At 33.5% G+C, this 19,007-nt stretch carries 21 protein-coding genes and 1 pseudogene; 10 read left to right on the top strand and 12 right to left on the bottom strand.

Translation table 11 applies throughout. The features are described from left to right. The 7 genes and pseudogenes from LDL23_RS05605 to LDL23_RS05635 form a co-directional block, all read left to right on the top strand. A pseudogene (locus LDL23_RS05605) lies at window positions 1–310 on the top strand (nitrous oxide reductase); the annotation flags it as partial. Between the two features lie 53 nt (window positions 311–363). Continuing rightward, window positions 364–957, top strand: coding sequence for a hypothetical protein (locus tag LDL23_RS05610; protein ID WP_026726060.1), 594 nt, complete (start codon window positions 364–366; stop codon window positions 955–957). Window positions 958–959: 2 nt separating this feature from the next. Then, window positions 960–1,385: a nitrous oxide reductase accessory protein NosL gene (locus LDL23_RS05615; protein WP_291264832.1), complete on the top strand. Its 426-nt coding sequence runs from the start codon at window positions 960–962 to the stop codon at window positions 1,383–1,385. Beyond that, window positions 1,385–2,617, top strand: a complete 1,233-nt coding sequence (locus tag LDL23_RS05620) for a nitrous oxide reductase family maturation protein NosD (RefSeq protein ID WP_291264833.1) — start codon at window positions 1,385–1,387, stop codon at window positions 2,615–2,617. The genes LDL23_RS05615 and LDL23_RS05620 overlap by 1 nt, the downstream gene beginning before the upstream one ends. Further along, a complete protein-coding gene (locus LDL23_RS05625; protein ID WP_291264834.1) occupies window positions 2,614–3,336 on the top strand; it encodes an ABC transporter ATP-binding protein in 723 nt (240 codons plus the stop codon). Before LDL23_RS05620 ends, LDL23_RS05625 begins: the two co-directional genes overlap by 4 nt. Further along, window positions 3,320–4,087 (top strand): ABC transporter permease subunit, encoded by a 768-nt coding sequence (locus LDL23_RS05630; protein WP_291264835.1) that lies wholly within the window; start codon window positions 3,320–3,322, stop codon window positions 4,085–4,087. The genes LDL23_RS05625 and LDL23_RS05630 overlap by 17 nt, the downstream gene beginning before the upstream one ends. A 23-nt stretch (window positions 4,088–4,110) precedes the next feature. Further along, complete coding sequence (locus LDL23_RS05635) at window positions 4,111–4,485, top strand: group III truncated hemoglobin (RefSeq protein WP_291264836.1); 375 nt, start codon at window positions 4,111–4,113, stop codon at window positions 4,483–4,485. A 105-nt stretch (window positions 4,486–4,590) separates the two neighbouring features. On the opposite strand, the gene LDL23_RS05640 is transcribed toward LDL23_RS05635, so the two are convergent. From LDL23_RS05640 to LDL23_RS05650, 3 genes are all read right to left on the bottom strand, one after another. Further along, complete coding sequence (locus LDL23_RS05640; protein WP_291264837.1) at window positions 4,591–5,145, bottom strand: fasciclin domain-containing protein; 555 nt, start codon at window positions 5,143–5,145, stop codon at window positions 4,591–4,593. Between the two features lie 78 nt (window positions 5,146–5,223). Beyond that, window positions 5,224–6,393: a hypothetical protein gene (locus LDL23_RS05645; RefSeq protein ID WP_291264838.1), complete on the bottom strand. Its 1,170-nt coding sequence runs from the start codon at window positions 6,391–6,393 to the stop codon at window positions 5,224–5,226. 47 nt (window positions 6,394–6,440) lie between these two features. Continuing rightward, entirely contained in the window at window positions 6,441–7,028 is a 588-nt protein-coding gene (locus tag LDL23_RS05650) for a Crp/Fnr family transcriptional regulator (protein ID WP_291264839.1), read from the bottom strand. A gap of 121 nt (window positions 7,029–7,149) precedes the next feature. Here LDL23_RS05650 and LDL23_RS05655 point away from each other — a divergent pair, with 121 nt between their 5' ends. The 3 genes from LDL23_RS05655 (at window position 7,150) to LDL23_RS05665 (ending at window position 10,534) form a co-directional block, all read left to right on the top strand. Beyond that, window positions 7,150–7,524 (top strand): hypothetical protein, encoded by a 375-nt coding sequence (locus tag LDL23_RS05655; protein ID WP_291264840.1) that lies wholly within the window; start codon window positions 7,150–7,152, stop codon window positions 7,522–7,524. A 117-nt stretch (window positions 7,525–7,641) separates the two neighbouring features. After that, entirely contained in the window at window positions 7,642–8,487 is an 846-nt protein-coding gene (locus LDL23_RS05660) for a hypothetical protein (RefSeq protein ID WP_291264841.1), read from the top strand. Between the two features lie 61 nt (window positions 8,488–8,548). Then, window positions 8,549–10,534, top strand: coding sequence for a TonB-dependent siderophore receptor (locus LDL23_RS05665; protein ID WP_291264842.1), 1,986 nt, complete (start codon window positions 8,549–8,551; stop codon window positions 10,532–10,534). Window positions 10,535–10,561: 27 nt separating this feature from the next. On the opposite strand, the gene LDL23_RS05670 is transcribed toward LDL23_RS05665, so the two are convergent. From LDL23_RS05670 to LDL23_RS05710, 9 genes are all read right to left on the bottom strand, one after another. Continuing rightward, a complete protein-coding gene (locus LDL23_RS05670; RefSeq protein WP_111567267.1) occupies window positions 10,562–10,999 on the bottom strand; it encodes an Rrf2 family transcriptional regulator in 438 nt (145 codons plus the stop codon). A gap of 92 nt (window positions 11,000–11,091) precedes the next feature. Beyond that, window positions 11,092–12,417 carry a cbb3-type cytochrome c oxidase subunit I gene (locus LDL23_RS05675; RefSeq protein WP_291264843.1) on the bottom strand — a complete coding sequence of 442 codons (1,326 nt, stop codon included), beginning with the start codon at window positions 12,415–12,417 and terminating at the stop codon, window positions 11,092–11,094. Further along, window positions 12,414–12,845 (bottom strand): cytochrome c, encoded by a 432-nt coding sequence (locus tag LDL23_RS05680; RefSeq protein ID WP_291264844.1) that lies wholly within the window; start codon window positions 12,843–12,845, stop codon window positions 12,414–12,416. The genes LDL23_RS05675 and LDL23_RS05680 overlap by 4 nt, the downstream gene beginning before the upstream one ends. Continuing rightward, on the bottom strand, window positions 12,845–14,368 hold the full coding sequence (gene nadB, locus LDL23_RS05685; protein WP_291264845.1) for an L-aspartate oxidase: 1,524 nt from the start codon (window positions 14,366–14,368) through the stop codon (window positions 12,845–12,847). Before nadB ends, LDL23_RS05680 begins: the two co-directional genes overlap by 1 nt. 6 nt (window positions 14,369–14,374) lie before the next feature. Next, window positions 14,375–15,310, bottom strand: coding sequence for a quinolinate synthase NadA (gene nadA, locus LDL23_RS05690; RefSeq protein ID WP_291264846.1), 936 nt, complete (start codon window positions 15,308–15,310; stop codon window positions 14,375–14,377). Window positions 15,311–15,346: 36 nt separating this feature from the next. Next, the gene (locus LDL23_RS05695) at window positions 15,347–15,781 is read right to left on the bottom strand and encodes an Rrf2 family transcriptional regulator (protein WP_111567272.1); all 435 of its coding nucleotides are present in this window, start codon (window positions 15,779–15,781) and stop codon (window positions 15,347–15,349) included. 33 nt (window positions 15,782–15,814) lie between these two features. Then, on the bottom strand, window positions 15,815–16,537 hold the full coding sequence (locus LDL23_RS05700; protein WP_366935479.1) for an anaerobic ribonucleoside-triphosphate reductase activating protein: 723 nt from the start codon (window positions 16,535–16,537) through the stop codon (window positions 15,815–15,817). Next, entirely contained in the window at window positions 16,494–16,658 is a 165-nt protein-coding gene (gene nrdD / locus LDL23_RS12645) for an anaerobic ribonucleoside-triphosphate reductase (protein WP_111567273.1), read from the bottom strand. Before nrdD ends, LDL23_RS05700 begins: the two co-directional genes overlap by 44 nt. Further along, window positions 16,639–18,756 (bottom strand): ribonucleoside triphosphate reductase, encoded by a 2,118-nt coding sequence (locus LDL23_RS05710; RefSeq protein ID WP_291264847.1) that lies wholly within the window; start codon window positions 18,754–18,756, stop codon window positions 16,639–16,641. Before LDL23_RS05710 ends, nrdD begins: the two co-directional genes overlap by 20 nt. Between the last annotated feature and the right edge of the window lie 251 nt (window positions 18,757–19,007).

Genomic DNA, 19,007 nt, shown 5'->3' on the forward strand with positions numbered 1-19,007 from the left:
TCCTGATAATATTGAAGGTGTTTTCCTTGGTGATGAAGTATATTTCCACGTAACCAACTTAGAACAAGATTGGGATGTGCCTCACGGATTTGCTGTGAAAGGTGCTAACAATGGTGAATTATTAATCATGCCAGGAGAAACTACTACATTAAAATGGATTCCAGATAGAGTAGGAACTTTCCCATTCTACTGTACCGATTTCTGTAGTGCGTTACACCAAGAAATGCAAGGATACATTAGAGTATCTCCAAAAGGTTCAAATGTTCCATTACAATTTAGTTTAGGAACAAATTTACCTGCAACAAAATAAATTTTTAACAAAAGGGGCAAAGTAACTTTTGTCCCTTTTTTAAACTCAATTGTATGGAAACTACAAAACTTGCTTTAGTTTCAAAAATCCTTTTATTTATCATCGCAGGATTGTTTATAGGTTCTTTATTTGTGCCTATGTGGCAAATCGATTTAGATGCGCCTCAATATCCTGAAGGATTGGTTTTAAAATTACATGCCAATAAAATTGGTGGCGATGTAGAAATCATTAACGGTTTAAATCACTACATCGGAATGGCAACTTTACATACTGAGAATTTTATCGAATTCAAAATCTTGCCTTATATTGTTGGTGCTTTTTCATTAATTTCTATTGCTTTGATTTTTATCAATAACAGAAAATTCGTACTAGCATTTTTCGGAACCTTTATACTTTTCGTTATCTTAGCGGGAGTAGATTTTTACCGCTGGAATTACGAATACGGACACAATTTAGATCCGAATGCCGCTATTAAAGTACCTGGAATGGCCTATCAACCTCCATTAATTGGATACAAGCAATTATTGAATTTTGGAGCCTATTCCGTTCCTGATATTGGAGGATGGTATTTAATTGCTGCTGGTGTCATGTTATTTTACATTGTATTTAAAGAATTCAATTTATTCAAAAGAAAACAAACTATTTAGTTATGAAAAAGATTGTACTTTTATTTTCGTCGCTTCTTATTATTTCTTGTGTTTCAAACGAACCAAAACCTATCAAATTGAATGTAGATTCTTGTGAATTCTGCAAAATGACTATTTCAAACGGAAAATTTGGAGCTGAGTTATTAACTAAAAAAGGACGTTACTACAAATTTGACGATTTGTCTTGTATGATGCACTATACGAAAGAAAATACGAATGTTCAAGTGCAATTTTTCTTTGTTAACGATTACGCAAAAGACAATACTTTAATTCCAGCCGAGCAATGTTTTTACTTGCATGGAGGTTCGATTAATTCTCCAATGCGAGGTAATTTTGCCGCTTTTGCATCCGATAAAGACCAAGATGATTTTCAAAAACAACTTAATGCCAAAATGTTAACTTGGGAACAAGTTTTCACAATGTATTAATGAAAAAAATTAGTTTCATAGTATTCCTATTGTTTTTTTCAATTGGGAAAGCGGCCACTATTCAGGTAGGAGCTAACTTTCCAGTGAAGAAAATCAAGCAAGCCCTTGCAGTAGCAAAAGATGGCGATACGATTCTTGTACATTCGGGCATTTATAAAGAGGGAACGATTTTAATCAATAAAAAGATATATTTTATTGGAAAGAACTTCCCTGTTTTAGATGGTCAGAATAAAAAAGAAGTGTTGTCCATCAACGCCAATGATGTAGTGGTAAAAGGATTTAAAGTTATAAATTCAGGTCACGCTGCTTTAAATGATCCTTGTGGAATTCGTGTTTATGATAAAAATAATGTCACAATTCAAGGGAACATTCTCGATAATAATTTCTTTGGAATTTACCTTCAAAACAGTACAAATTGTATCGTTAAGAATAATATAATTAAAGCTTACGGTAAAGCTGAACAGTTAATTGGAAACGGAATTCATTGTTGGAAAAGTAATAATTTACAAATAATCGGAAATAAAATTACTGGGCATCGTGACGGTATTTATTTCGAATTTGTAACCCAATCTGTAATTTGGAGAAACATCTCTAACAATAACGTGAGATACGGATTGCATTTCATGTTTTCCAACGATGATGCCTACATAACCAATGTTTTCAAGAACAATGGAGCAGGAGTTGCGGTTATGTTTACCAAAAATGTAAAAATGTTTAATAACTATTTTGAAGAAAATTGGGGCGATTCGGCTTACGGATTATTGCTGAAAGAAATTGCAGATAGTTATATTTTCAACAATCGTTTTGCACGCAATACTTCTGGTATTTACATGGAAGGAACTTCTCGAATTAAAGTTGAAAAAAATAGTTTCGAATCGAATGGTTGGGGCATGAAAATCCAAGCGAGTTGTATGGAAAACGAAATCGTAAACAATAATTTCTTAAAAAATACTTTCGATATCAGTACCAATGGAAGTTTAGTTTTAAATACGTTCAATGAAAATTATTGGGACAAATACGAAGGTTACGATTTAGACAAAGACGGAATGGGTGATGTTCCTTATCATCCGTTGAGTTTATTTGCGGTGTTGACTGAAAATACGCCTTCTTCTATGTTGTTGTATCGAAGTTTTATGATTACGTTGTTAGATAAGTCTGAAAAAGTATTGCCTAGTATAACACCTGATAATTTTGTTGATAATAAGCCTTTAATGAAGTCACTGCCGCTATGATTGAGATAAAAGAATTGCAGAAAAAGTTTGGAAAATTTGAAGTTTTAAAGAACATCAATCTTTCTTGTAAAAAAGGAGAATGTATCGCTTTGATTGGTCCGAATGGTTGTGGAAAAACCACTTTGATAAAATCGGTTTTAGGAATGGTGTTACCAGATTCGGGTACAATTCATTTTAACGGAAATTCTGTTTTAGGTGAATATTTGTATCGCGAAAAAATTGGCTACATGCCACAAATTGGACGCTATCCAGATAATATGACAATTGGTCAAATTATCGAAATGATAAAAAAGATTCGAAATTCATCAGATAATTTGGATGAAGATTTGTTACATGCTTTCGAATTAGAAAAAATGTTTGATAAGCAAATGCGTACTTTATCTGGTGGAACTACGCAAAAAGTAAGTGCTGTTTTAGCCTTTCTTTTTAATCCAGATGTATTGATTTTAGATGAGCCCACCGCTGGTTTAGATCCTTTAGCGGCTGAGGTTTTGAAAGAGAAAATCATCAAAGAAAAAGAAAAAGGAAAATTGATTTTGATTACATCGCATTTACTAAGTGAATTGGATGATTTAATTACCGAAATCATTTTTATGCAAGATGGAAAAGTACATTTTCATCAAAAAGTGGAAGAGTTAAAAACCACCACGGGTGAAGAAAAAATCTCAAAAGCGATTGCCAAAATTTTAAAGAACAAACAAAATGAACCGAATCATTAAAATCATATTATACGACATTATCCGAAACAAAATTGTTTTAGCTTACACGCTGATTTTGTCTATTTTATCATGGAGTTCTTTTGCATTAGAAGACAATTCGTCAAAAGGGTTACTAACGATTTTGAATGTGATTTTGTTCACAGTTCCATTAGTTTCCATCTTATTTGCTACAATTTATTTGTACAATAGCGCCGAATTTATTGAACTTTTACTAAGTCAACCCATCAAAAGAAGAAAAATTTGGTTGAGTTTATTTTTTGGATTATCAACGGCGATGGTTTTTGCTTTTTTTATTGGGGCAGGAATTCCATTATTAGTCAATTCTCCTGATAGCGTAGGCATTATGATGTTGCTTAATGGTTGTTTGATTTCCATAATTTTTGTCGCTTTAGCTTTTTTGAGTTCGATTTTAACCCGAGATAAAGCAAAAGGAATTGGTTTAGCAATAATGATTTGGTTGTATTTCGCATTATTATTTGACGGAATGGTTTTGTTTTTACTCTTCCAATTAGCTGAATATCCAATCGAAAACATGATGGTTGGTATCACCGCTTTTAGTCCAATAGACTTAGCTCGAATTCAAATTCTTTTGCATTTAGATGTTTCCGCTATGATGGGATATACTGGAGCAATTTTTAAAGATTTCTTTGGGACTTCAGTTGGATTAATGGTTTCATTTGTGCTATTGAGTTTGTGGGCGATTGTTCCGTTTTTCATTTCGATGCGAAAATTCAATAAAAAAGACTTGTAATTGTTATTTAATCAAATTACAAAATGAAAACAGATATTAGAAATAGAAAGGATATTGAACTTTTAGTCGATACCTTTTATGATAAAATCAAAACCGATGCAGTTATCGGTTTTCTGTTTACCAAAATTGCCCAGGTAAATTGGGAAACTCATTTACCTAGAATGTACGATTTTTGGGAAAACATCTTGTTCTATACCGGAAATTACAACGGAAGTCCCATGCAAATCCACAAAGAGTTACACAGCAAATGTCCTATGAAACCCGAACATTTTGAGCATTGGGTAATCGTATTCACTACAACAGTTGATCAATTATTTGTAGGCGAAAAAGCCTCTGAAATTAAAGAAAGAGCATTAAATATTGCTCAAGTAATTCAGTATAAAACATTAGGGAATTAACTTTTGAAGTTTTAATTATTAATTCAAATTCGCATCAAATAAAAAGCGTAAACTGTTGAAGTCTACGCTTTTTACCTTTATAAAAGATGAATTAATAATTGTTTTCTATTTTGGAAGTAAAACATCGCCAATTACGTGGATAATTCCGTTTGATGTTTCAATGGAAGCTAAAATTTCAGAACCGTTTACGAAAGTTTTTCCATCTTTTTTAGTGATTTTCACTTTTCCACCAAATACCATATCAAATTCTTGTCCGTCTTGCATATATTCTGTTTTCAACGAACCTACATACGTATGATAGCCTAAAATGTTTTCTAAATCGCCTTTTTTCTCAGGTTTTAATAATCCTTCTACGGTTCCAGCAGGTAATTTATCAAAAGCAGCATTAGTTGGCGCAAATACAGTAAATGGTCCGGCATTACTTAAAGATGTTACTAATCCTGCAGCTTTTACTGCTGTAACCAATGTAGTGTGATCTTTACTTCCCATTGCGGTTTGCACAATATTTGGAGCAGAATTTTCATCTACTACATTTTCTTGGCCTCCAGATGATACTTCTGTAGTTTCAGATGTTGGTTCTGATGCTGTTTCTTCGCCTTGTTTACATCCAAAGGTGATTAATAAACTGGCTAACAATAAAGTTTTAATGGAATTTTTCATAATTTGAATAATTTATATACACAAAGTACTTGATTATCTGCTCATTATTTTATGCGTAGAATCATAAAAAATACTTTTTTATCCTTTTTTTGCAAATAAATTTATCCATAAAATACTTGCTAAAAGCAGTATGGCAATTCCGAACAAAGCTTCATTAATATTAGGAATTAGAGTATAACTTAGTGATGCTATTCCTTGAAGTCCCAAAACAACTTCATTCAACACAACTCCAATACTAAATAGAACTAATCCTAAGATCGTTTTCTTATTTATGGTAATAAAATCATTCACATAAATGTAAAACAATAGAAAAAGCGAAATAATAGCTAGTAAAATTAAGTGCAAATAGGCAATCACAATCGGTCTAAAACCAAAGGCTAATTTACTAATTGCAGGAACTGTGGAACCCAATTGTAATAGGAACTTCGCACTCAAAGCGAAACCGATAAAAACAATTAAATATTTTAAATAATTTGGAAGAGCTACGAATATGGATTTATTTTCTTTAAAAATAGTTTTAAATAATAAATACCAAATAACTACTTGAACAATAGCCGAAATAGCGGTTAAAATATAAATTAGTAGCGGCAAATCTAACCAAAGTGTTGACAGAAAATACCCTACAATACAGGACCAAAACAACCAAATAAATGATTGTGAATAAATTCGATTATAGTTTACTGTTACTTTTAAATAATCCATTAACAATCCCATACAAGCAAAGAAAAACCAACCATTATATTGAAAATGCAAATAGTAATAAATGGAAGCCAAATATTCATTTTGATGGATGTTTTTAGTTGCCATCATATAAGCCAAAGCAAAAGTTCCCAAAGACGAAATCACATTAAAAAATAATCCCGCTTTGAACCATTTTGTTGCTACAGATGGAGTTTCAATTTGTTTGCAATCTTTAAAGAAAACATATGCAAACCAATAAGAAACAAAAATAGAAAGGGTTGAAAAAGTAATCGAAATCGCACCATAACCTTGAATAATAAAGGAAATCAGCATTACATAAGAGCAAATTAAATTCCCTATTAAAACAAGATTGTATTTTTTAAAAGCGATTTTATTGAGAGTATCGTGTTTTTGTAAAAATGCAATGAGCAACGTCATTAAAGTATGCGTAACCCAACCCGCAAAAGCAAAATGAGAATGGGAATGTTGTACACTTTTTTGATCGAGAAGCGGAAATTCAAACAGAATCTTATAGCGCATTAAAAGTCCTAATAATGCAACAAGCATCAGATTAAAAATCGAAAACCGAATCCAAAAAGTTGTTTTAAAAGACATCAGTAATATAATTTATGATTAATAATTTCCACTTTATTCGTTTTGCTCATTCTTGAAAGTTCTCGAATCACCGTTTCCACACGTAAACCTGTAAAGTTGGCAATTTCTTGTCTTGTAAATTCTACCAATTCTTTTTTAGGACAATCGGGGTTTTTGTGGGCATTTAAAAAGGCTAAAATTCGAAACTCTGGTTTTTGATTTACAATGTCTTTTGTAGTTTTGGCTTTGGTGTGAATTCGAGTTGCCATTAAATTCAAGAATTGCTTCTGAATAAAAGGATATTCCTCTAAAATCTTTAAAAACTTCTCCTTCGAAATTTTTATTATTTTGGAATCTTTAAAGGCTACTGCAGTGGAAGGATACAATTCATCAATAAACAAAGGTGGTTCACCAAAACTATGACCATTTTTAAAATAGCCTTGAGTAAACTCTTTTCCTTCGTCATTGGAATTGTACATTCTTACGCAACCATCGATAATTTGATAATAAAAATTCGCTGATTCTTCTTCATGAAAAATAATTTCATTTTTCTTGTACTCCTTGGCAATGGCGCCCCAAGTAAATAATAAATCTAAATCAATCTGCATAAAGTAGTTGTGTTGAAGGCTTTAATTCTTTTAGATAAAGCACAAATTAATTCCAATAAAAGTAAAAAAAATATGACTGAAATCATACAAAATCCTAATTTATTTGCTGTAAATTTGTCCCATGAAACAATTACTAATCATATTAACTGCATTGATGTTTTTAAAGCCGATACTTCCGGTTTTAGAGTATGCTGTGAATTATGATTACATTGTTACCAACCTTTGTGAGAACAAATCCAAACCCGAATTAAAATGTAACGGAAAGTGCCACTTGGCAAAACAATTGGCAAAAGCTTCCGAAAGTAATTCTGAAAATTCTTCTGATAAGAAAATATCTTTCGAACATACTGAAATTGTATTTTTTCAGGAAATTCAGCCTATAGAAATTAGACAAATTTATTTTTTAAATAAAACTTCTATTGGTAACAATTATTCTAACCTTTACTTTCACTTGAATGATTGTGCCTTTTTTCATCCACCCACATTTATTTCTTAATTAAATATTGGTTTTTGTTAGTTCATTTACTGAATTAACCCATTCAGCTTATATCATAATTTCTCTGAAAAAATCACATTTCAGATGGAATTACAATCAATTTAATTAAAAAATATAATGAAAACTTCAATAAAATATATTGTAGCCATTTTTGCTATGGCCTTAACTTTCGTGTCTTGTTCAAACGATGATGAAACTACTGTAAATGAATTAGACGGAATTACTAAATTTAAAGAAATCACTAACGATACTCATACTATTGAATTGTATTCTCACATGGGAAGTTTAGAACAAGGATACAACGAAATTAGCTTAAGAATTAAAGACAACACCACAGATAAATACATTAAAAATGCCGAAGTGAGTTGGTCTCCATTAATGCACATGGCTATGATGACGCATTCATGTCCCTATTCAGCAGTAGAAAAAGTAACTGAAAATGGAACTTTATACGAAGGTTATATTATGTTCCAAATGGCTCAAAATGATACGGAATATTGGGACTTAAAAATCGATTACACAATTAATGGTGTAGATTATACGGTAACTTCTGTACTTGATGTGCCAGCTTCTGCAAAACGTAAAGTAAATACATTCACAGGTTCAGATGGTGTTAAGTATTTAGTGGCTTATATTGAGCCTCATCATCCAAAAGTAGCCATCAATGATATGAAAGTTGGCGTTTGGAAAATGCAAAACATGATGACGTTCCCAGTTGTAGATGGTTACACCGTAAAAATCGACCCAAGAATGCCAAGTATGGGAAATCATACCTCTCCAAATAACGTTCATGCAACACAAACACTTGCTGGTGGATTATATGATGGGAAATTATCGTTAACCATGACAGGTTATTGGAAAATCAACTTACAATTAGCTGACGCAGAAGGAACTATCTTAAAAGGAGAAGAAATCACAGAAACAGTTACTGCTAGTAGTATTTTCTTCGAAATCGAATTTTAATTTTTACTTATAAAAAAGGTCGTTATGACATTATAATGACCTTTTTTAAAACTTTTATATCATGAAAAAATTAATAGTATTTTTTCTGTCACTTTCGTTTTGTTTTACTTTTAGTCAAGAAGCGGATTCTATCAAAACCAAAGAACTTAAAGAAGTTTTAGTGGTAGGAACAAAAGCAACTTTGCACGAAAAACAAACTAAAACACTCGCTACTTTAGACGAATTTTTACAAAAATCAACCAAAGTAGATTTAATCAAAAGAGGTGCTTATGCTTGGGAACCCATCATCAACGGAATGGCAACTGAACGAACCGTAGTTACGATTGATGGAATGCGAATCTTTGGTGCTTGTACCGATAAAATGGACCCTGTAACTTCCTATGTTGAAGTTTCTAATTTGTCAGAAGCTACCATTTCTTCAGGACAACAAGGTAGTTGTCATGGCAATACAATTGGTGGTTCTATCGATTTAAAAAGAAGCCAACGTCAATTTACCAATGCAGGTTGGGAATTCTTTGTTAACTCAGGTTATGAAACGAATAATCAGCAAAAAATCATAGGTTCTGCCATCAATTATGCTGATAGTTTATTTTATGTGGATACCGATGTGATGTTTCGAGATGCCGAAAATTATAAAGCAGGGAATAACAAAGAAATTCAGTTTTCACAGTTCAGAAAACTCAATCTTTCTGCTACTTCGGGCTACCGATTGGCGCCTAATAAAAACATTGAAGCTTCTGTAATTTTTGATAGAGCTACCGATGTTGGTTATCCTGCGTTACCAATGGATGTTTCGTTGGCGGAAGCTTTGATTACTTCAGTAAAATTCAATTACAAACCTAATTTGGAGCAAATCGATAATTGGGAAACCAAACTCTATTTCAATACGATTACGCACACTATGGACGATACAAAACGTCCTGTTGTTCCTATTCATATGGATATGCCAGGTTGGAGCGATACCTATGGTTTTTATTCCAAAGTAAATGGGAAATACAAAAAGCATCAATTTTTAGCTAATTTGAATTCGTTTTACAATCGTTCCGTTGCCGAAATGACGATGTATCCATCTGATCCAAACGAAAACTTAATGTTTATGTACACTTGGCCTGATGTTCGCACGTTGTATGCTGGAATTTATTTGGAAGATAATTTCGAAATCAATTGTCATTCTAATTTGAAATTCACTACCAATTTAGGGTTTCATAATAACAATGTAGCTAGTGATTTCGGCTTACAAAGTTTGCAGATTTTTTATCCTGAAATGGAAGCTTCAAAATCTCGATTCCTAAAAAGTTTTTCAACTAATTATTTCTACAACAAAGACGGAATTTCGTATGGATTCGGAATGGGGTATGGCGAACGCGCTCCATCAGTTTCAGAAGGGTATGGGTTTTATTTATTCAACAGTTTTGATGGATTTGATTACATCGGAAACCCCAATTTAAAAAACGAAAAATCATTAGAAGGAAATGCCAATATTGGTTTCAAAAATGCGAAATGGCAAACTAAATTATCAGCATCATATTTTCACATTTACGATTATATCATCGGAATTCCTGATGCTTCGGTAGCGCCTATGACTATTGGTGCTAATGGAATAAAAGTGTATACCGCTTTAGATTATGCGACTATTTTATCTTCCGATTTTACAGTGAGTTATCAATTATCTGATTTCTGGATTTGGAAAGGCCAATTCGTCTATAACTTAGGAAAAGACAATGAGAATAACGGATTGCCTTTTATGAGTCCCTTTAATTACATGACTTCTTTAGGATTTAGACCAGGAAAATTTAGTTCGGAATTACAACTAAAAGGAAATGCCACACAAACCGAATACAACGCTTTTTATGGTGAAGACAAAACACCTGATTATGCAATTGTAAATGTTAATTTAGGTTATAAATTCATTTTTGAAAAATCAAAAATGATTGTAAATACAGGTGTTGAAAACATCTTCGATGCCAATTATACGACTTACACCGATTGGAAAAATCTTCCAAGAATGGGACGAAATATCTTTATTAATTTGATGTTTCAGTTTTAAAAATACTACAAATTAGAAGAATTGGTTTTATAGCGATTTCAAGAAAGTTTCTCCTGACTTAATTCCCAAAGCTAATTCTTCTAAATTCGTGGTTTCTAGCATATGCGCTAGTTCATTACGAATACTTTTAAATTTATCATGCACTGGACAAGGATGTGTTTCAGAACATTGCGATAATCCTAATCCACAACCATGGAAAACGGCATCGCCATCAATGGCATCTACAATTTCAACTAAGAAAGTCTTTTTAATTCTTTTTATCGGAATATAAAATCCACCATTTACCCCTTTTACCGATTCGATAATTCCAGCTTTTACAAGTATTTGTAAAATTTTAGCTGTAAACGCTTGTGGCGAATCGATTTCTTTGGCGATATCAACAAAACCTACCTTTTTTTCTTCTAAGGAATGTTTTGCAATAAATATGGTAGCTTTTATAGCATAATTGCATGATTTTGAAAACATAAGCAACGATAAATTTGAAAGAATTAAAGGCCAAATATACAATGGAATTATGATATTTTACCTGATTTTATCATCGTATTTTTAGGATAAATTTATTCCTCAATCTTCAATTCATTTTTCTTCCAAGATTGAATAAACAGATATATGAAGAAACTCGCCATACTAAACATTAAAATTGTTCCCAAAATGATGAAAAGTAAAACCCAATTTCCACTGGAACTACTCATTTTGCTGAAGCTTTCCGAAGTCAATCCAGCTTGCCAAATTGCTCGTTGAACGCCCATTCCAATTAAGGAAATTAAAAAAAGTAATAAGGTAACTTGTACAATCCAAAACGCAATGCTACCATACAATCGCCATTTTGCTGAGTTAAATGTTGGTTTAATAAAATAGAAAACACCCGCCAAAATAATCATCGTGTTAATTCCAATGGTAGTTCCCATAGCATGCGCCACCGTTATATGCGTTCCGTGGGTGTATAAGTTGATGGCTGGAATTGACATAAATAAGGCAAGGGTTAAGTTTATTGTTATCCAATAATCAGAAGCCATTAAAAAGCGATAAGGGAAAAAGTAGTAAAATTGTTTGTTTTCTTTGATTTGTTGGCTCCATTTGTAAAAAATACGAATCAAAATAATCCATTCGGTCATGCTCACTGCGTAGGCAATGTAATGAATGTATTTTTCGGTTGGAAGCAAGTAAATATGGTGTCCCCAATTGAACATCAAATTAAACATTCCTAGAAAATACATCGCAAAAGACAGTTTTTGATAGGACGATTTTTCATCGCCACTAATTTTTTCCATCAAATAAAAAGCAACGCCATAAATAATTTGATTAATAGCGCCTACGAGCGAACCATTTACTTTCCACTGAATCGTCATATCAGCAATGAAATGTTGTCTGAAATAAGGAAAAATCCACAAATAGTTTTCTATAAAAGTAATAATAAAGAAGATAATTCCAGTGAGCCACATCCAATAATAGACGGGCCATTTCATAGAAAATCCAACCTGATGCAGATAGAAAACTAAGAAAACAATAAAGGAAACAAAGATCGGTAAAGCCCAAATGGGATTGAATTCCCAATATTCTCTTCCACCAAAATCACCTGTAAAATAGCTATAAAAAATTCCAAGTAAAGCAATTACCCAAAGTGAAAAATGCAAGTATTGTAAAAAAGTTCCAAAACGTGTGGTTTTCATTTTTGCAATAATCAGTGTTACAAAACCCAATCCAGCAGTTATAATCCCTAAATATGCACTACTCACATGAAGCGGACGAAGCGATAAAAATCCCATAACACCCGATTTTGGTTGGGTTATGCGATAACTTTCGGAAGCTAAATGTCCAAAAAACAAACCTAAAACAAACAGTATAAGAGCTACTCTGATGAGCCAAATTCCAAAATTCTTCATTTCTTTTCTAAACTAAAAGTTCCTATTATTTCAGGTTGGTAATCTTGCGGATTTGATGTTCCTGTGGCATCTACATTTTTTAAGAAGTGTAAAAGCGCTTTCATTTCGTCATCCGAAATTTTAAAAGCAGGCATTTGTTTTACTCCCGATTTTATAATGCCTTTGATATACGCTTCATTGTTGGCAGTTCTAGAATACACATTCGTTAAATCCGGACCCAAATAACCGCCTAAGCCATACAATTGATGACACGTATGGCAGTTGTATTTTTGCCAAACCAATCGACCTTCAGCTACTAAATGAAGTTCTTTTTCAGAATAGGGCGTTGGGCTAAAAAGTGGAATGGCATAAATCCAAATGCTAAACGTTAGAAAACAAACGATAAGCAACAAAAAAATGCGTTTTGGATGAGCAAATAGATTCAGCATTACGAAATAGTTTTTTCTTTTTTAACCGATTTTACGCGGTATCTTTTGGGTAAACAATCTTTTAAAATAATTTCTGCGGTTTGAATCAAATTATAAGTTTCACATAAAAACGGATGCGAATCATAATTTTTGAACTTCATTTTGAAGCGTTTGCTCATTTCGGTGACCATTTCATATACTTTTTCGGTATTTTTTCCAGAAGTGTACAAAGCATCGTATTTCATGAAATGTTGCAGTTGGTTTTTGAATTGCAAAATTTGGTCGTGATGAATGTTTTTATAACGAATTGGCGTAATTTCAGACTTATTTAATTTAATAGCATCTATTGATGAAGTCAAATAATTCGCTAAATCATGCGCATAAACAATCGCTTCTAATAATGAATTCGAAGCCAATCGATTAGCACCATGAAGTCCGGTGTGCGAACATTCTCCAATAGCGAACAATTGTTTAATAGAAGTAGCACCCATTTCATCCACGACAATTCCGCCACATTGATAATGCGCTGCTGGAATTATCGGAATTAAATCTTTGGAAACATCAATGCCATTTTCAAAACAATAGTTGTAAACCTTTGGAAATTTTGTTTTAAACGTCTCTATCGGCAAATGTCTTACATCGAGCCAAACGTGTTGCGAATGTTCCTTTTTCATTTGATCCGAAATGGCTTTTGAAACGATATCTCGAGTTGCTAATTCGCCATCAGGATGATATTGAAAAACAAAACATTCCATTTTTTGATTCAAAATATGAGCTCCAAATCCTCGAATGGCTTCAGTAATTAAGAAAGCTTGACTTTTATTAGGTTCGTAAAGTGCTGTGGGATGAAATTGAATGTATTTCATTTTGTCCAATTTTGCTCCCGCTCGATACGCCATTGCCACACCATCTCCCGTAGAAACAAACGGATTTGAAGTCACACCAAACACTTGCCCAGAACCACCGGTAGCCAAAACAGTTGCTTTTGCTACGATGGAAGTCACTTCACTTTTTTTATCAAATCCGATGATTCCGATGCATTTTTGATTGTCTAGTAATACATCTGTTGCAAAAAAGGAAGTTCTGATGGTAACATTCGGTAAATTCTGAACGACTTGAATCAACTTGGTTTCAATTTCCAGTCCTGTTTTGTCTTTGTGATGTACAATGCGGTTTTGGGAGTGACCGCCTTCTAATCCTAAATCCAATTCTCCTGAATTATTCTTGTCTAGTTCCACGCCCCATTGAATCAATTCTTGAAGTCGGGCAGGAGCTTCTGTAATTACGTGTTCGACTACTTTTTTATCGCAAATGCCTTTTCCAGCAAGTAAAGTGTCTTGAATATGTTGTTGGTAACTGTCTTTGATAAAATCGTGTACTACGGCAATTCCGCCTTGTGCGTAATACGTATTGCACTCGTCTATGGAGGTTTTGCTAAGTAAGGTAATTTGTAGGTTCGGATTTTGCTCGCTGAGATATTTCGCTAGAGATAATCCAGCTAATCCTGTGCCTACTATAAGTATATCGGTTTCTAAATTTTGCATGATGTTTTAGTTTAGCGCTAACATTCTTTGAATTGGAAGTAAAGCTTTTTCGATGATTTCGTTGTCCAAATGCACTTCTGGACTTTCATCTTGTAAACATTGATAGAGTTTTTCTAAGGTGTTGACTTTCATAAACGCACACTCGCTGCACGCACAAGTATTGTCTTCTTTTGAAGGCGCTGGAATTAATGTTTTGGTTGGATTATCCAACTGCATTTGGTGTAAAATTCCAGCTTCTGTGGCTACGATGAAAGTGTCGTTTGGACTGTTTTTTACATGATTCAACATGCCAGATGTGGAACCAATGTAATGTGCTACTTTCAAAATATGCGTTTCCGATTCAGGATGCGCAATGATGGTAGCGTTTGGATGTTTTTTATATAAATCGATTAATTTTTCTAAAGAAAATGCTTCGTGAACAATGCAAGAACCTTCCCATAAAACCATATCACGACCAGTTTCGGAAATTAAGTATTTGCCTAAATTTTTATCAGGAGCAAACACAATGGGTTGGTCTTCTGGAATGGATGCAATCACTTTTTTAGCATTGGAAGAAGTACAAACAATATCGGTTAATGTTTTAACTTCGGCTGTGCAATTGATGTAGGTTACAACGGTATGATTCGGATATTTTTCTAAGAAATTCTTGAATTCATCTGGCGGACAACCATCGGCAAGGGAACAACCTGCTTTTACATCGGGAACGATTACTTTTTTATTTGGATTGACAATTTTAGCTGTTTCTGCCATGAAATAAACGCCTGCAAAAACGATAATATCGGCATCAACTTGCGATGCTTTTCTAGATAATTCTAAACTATCACCCACAAAATCAGCAATCTCTTGAATAGCTTCTTCTTGATAATAATGCGCCAGAATTACCGCATTTTTTCTTTTTTTCAATTCAAGAATTTTCTCTTTTAAATCCGAAGTTGTTTTCATTAGAGGATATTTTTATCTTTTATTTAATTAAATTTTTTAAAGCTTAAGGAAAGTCTCTCCAGTGTTGAATTCACTAATTAAATCCAAAAGAGAGGTTTCTTTCAGCGTTTTCTTCAAATTTTCACGTAATGGCTTGTACTTATGATGAAAAGGACACGGTTGTTTGTCGGAACAATCATGAAGTCCTAAACTGCATCTGTCAAATAAGTCATTTCCGTCGATAGCTTTTACAAGCTGTTCTAATTTGATGTGTTTCAATTGTACCTTTTCGATTTCAAAACCACCGCCATTTCCTTTAATCGATTTTATGATGTCGGCTTTTACCAAACGTTGTAAAATCTTAGCTGTAAAAGGTTCTGGCGATTCTATTTTTCTGGCAATGTCTCGAATACCGCAACGTTTGCCCGCAGACGATTCTGAGGCAATGTAAATGGTAGCTCGTATGGCATATTCACAGGTTTTTGAAAACATAGATAAAATTTACACAAAGTTAGGCATTTTAAATCATCGAAATATGATTTTAGTCATATTCTGGTGGATATCCTTTTCCGAAATTGATTGCGAATCGGGTAGTGGTGCAATCGTGTTTTGATAATTTCTAAAATTTTGAATGTAATAGTTTTTGTCGTAACCTAATTCTAATAAAACGTTTTGCATTGCAGTAATATCCCCTGGATTCAATAAAGAAGAATGATAAGTAGTTCGAATTTCAAATGGAATGGAACTCGCTTGAAGCAATTCAAAACAACTTAGAAATTGAGTATAAAAATCCGATTTTGTAATCGCAAAGAATTTTTCTTTCGGGCCTTTAAAATCCAAAGCCACATAATCGATGAGATTTTCTTCTATTAGTTTTTCCAGTACTTTGGGCTGACTTCCATTCGTATCTACTTTGATTAAAAATCCTAAACTTTTTACTAATTTGATGAACGAAATGATGTCTTTATGTATCAAACATTCGCCACCGCTAAAAACTACGGCATCCAACAAATTTCTTCTGGATTTTAAAAACGAAATAATTTCGGAAAAGTAAAAAGCCCCTTTTCCGAAAACTATTTCGGGATTGTAACAATAATCACATTTCATATTACACCCTGCAAACCATAAGATACAAGCCGATTTATCGGGATAATCTAGTAGAGTGAAGGGTGTAAAACTATGAATGGCTTTTTTGTTTAGAAAATCAAGATTTACATTCTCTAAAGTGGGTTCGTTGTTTGTGTTCACCTTTTTTTCCAATATTAAAACTTTCTACGGGTCTGTGATAGCCCATTACTCGTGTATAAACCAAACATTTGGTTCTTTTTTCATTGTGTTGAAGCAAAGCTTCAGTGGTTTGTGTTTGCATAGGATGTTGTATTTAAGGTTGCTAATAATTCTTCATCGCATTTTGGACAATATTCGTGTTCACCATTCAAATAACCATGTTTCGGACAAACGCTGAAAACGGGAGTCACCGTGATGTAAGGCAATTTAAAATTCGTAATTACTTTTTTAACGAAATTACGACACGCTTCTACCGAACTCAATTTTTCGTTCATATATAAGTGTAGAACCGTTCCTCCTGTGTACTGACATTGTAAATTGTCTTGTAACAACAAAGCTTCAAACGGATCTTCGGTGTAATCAACTGGTAATTGTGAACTGTTCGTATAATAAATGTTTTCGCCTTCACCTGCCTGAATAATATCGGAATAACGTTTTTTATCCTCTTTCGCAAAACGATACGTAGTGCCTTCTGCTGGAGTTGCTTCTAAGTTGTATAAATTGCCTGTTTTTTCTTGATAAGCTCTCATTTTGGTTCGAATGTGTTCCAAAATTTCAGTCGCGAACGCCATTCCGTAGTCAGAAACAATATCTTCTTTTCCATCAGTGAAATTTTGAATCATTTCGTTAATTCCGTTCACGCCAATTGTAGAAAAGTGATTTCTGAAATGTGGCAAATAACGTTTGGTATATGGAAACAAACCTCTATCGTACATTTCTTGAATGAAAACGCGTTTTTTCTCTAAGGTTGCTTTTGAAATTTCTAACAAACGATCTAAATCGGAATATAATTTGGCTTTATTGCCTTTGTTTAAGTAACCTAATCGAGCCATGTTGATAGTTACCACACCGATACTTCCGGTCATTTCCGCACTTCCGAATAAACCATTTCCTCTTTTTAATAATTCACGTAAATCGAGTTGTAAACGGCAGCACATGCTTCGTACGGCATTGGGTTTGTAGGCATTTGGATTTTCAACTTTATTGCCGTTTTCATCATACGTATATTGACTTCCGATGAAATTCTGGAAATAAGACGAACCAATTTTCGCTGTATTTTCAAAAAGAATATCGGTGTTTTCTCCGTACCAATCAAACTCTTCGGTAATGTTGACCGTTGGAATAGGGAAGGTGAACGGTTGTCCATGCGCATCGCCTTCGGTCATAACCGTATAATAGGCTTTGTTGATGAGATTCATTTCTTTTTGAAAATGTTCGTAACGCATTTCGGTAATGTCTGAAACGCCTCTTTCTTGGGCTCTTTTTATAAAATCTTCAGAAGTAATTCCTTTGAAAAGATGCTGTTCGTTTCGAGTTGGGATTTGCTCTTTTAAGTCGTCAGGAACTACCCAATCTAAAGTAATATTCGTAAACGGCGATTGTCCCCAACGTGCTGGGACATTCAAATTGTAAACAAAACTTCGAATCGCTTTTAAAACATCCTCATACGATAAATTATCTTTGAAAACATAAGGCGCCAAATACGTATCAAATGAACTAAACGCTTGAGCTCCGGCCCATTCGCTTTGTAAAATTCCAAGGAAATTCGCCATCTGTCCTAATGCTTCTCTAAAATGATTAGGAGGACGACTTTCCACTCGACCCCGAACTCCGTTAAAACCTTCATTTAGTAAAACACGTAAACTCCAACCTGCACAATAACCCGTTAAGCAATCTAAGTCGTGAATGTGAATATCGCCATTTCGGTGCGCATAACCTTCTTCTTTAGAATAAACTTTGTCTAACCAATAATTCGCAATGATTTTTCCAGCGACATTATTGACTAAACCTGCGTTGGAATACGAAGTATTAGCGTTGGCATTGATGCGCCAATCGGTTTGGTTGGTGTATTCTTCGATGGTTTGGGTGCTGTCAACATAAGTAGTGTCATCATTTAAACCTAAAACGTGTTCGCGTTGCAGTTTTCGAGTATGACGGAACAACATGAAGGAACGCATTACTTCATAATGACCATATTCGAAAAGTGTTTTTTCAATTTTATCTTGAATATCTTCTACTGCCCAAGTGTCTTGATGTGATAACAATTGGAACACCGTTTCAATAACTTTTGTATTTAAAGTTTCGCTTACACTGGCAAATGCTTTTGTGATGGCTTCTTCTATTTTGAAAGGTTCAAATGGTAAATATGTACCATTTCGTTTAATTACAAATTTGTCCATACTGCAGAATTTTAATTGTGGTATGGAACAAATTTAAATATTAAAAAGACTTTTAAGTCTTGTTTGAATAAATAGTAATCAACAAATTATAATGTATTTTTGTTGATAAGTTATTTTGATGAATTAAAGTTTTAATTTTAGTTATTGGAAATAAAAAACCTGCAAATTCCAGTGATATTGACCACCCAATTCCAATTTAAAGTGACCACCTGATTCCAATTCAAATTGACCACCTAATTTCGGTGCAAAAT

The organism is Flavobacterium sp. (assembly GCF_020217025.1).
Taxonomy (GTDB): domain Bacteria; phylum Bacteroidota; class Bacteroidia; order Flavobacteriales; family Flavobacteriaceae; genus Flavobacterium.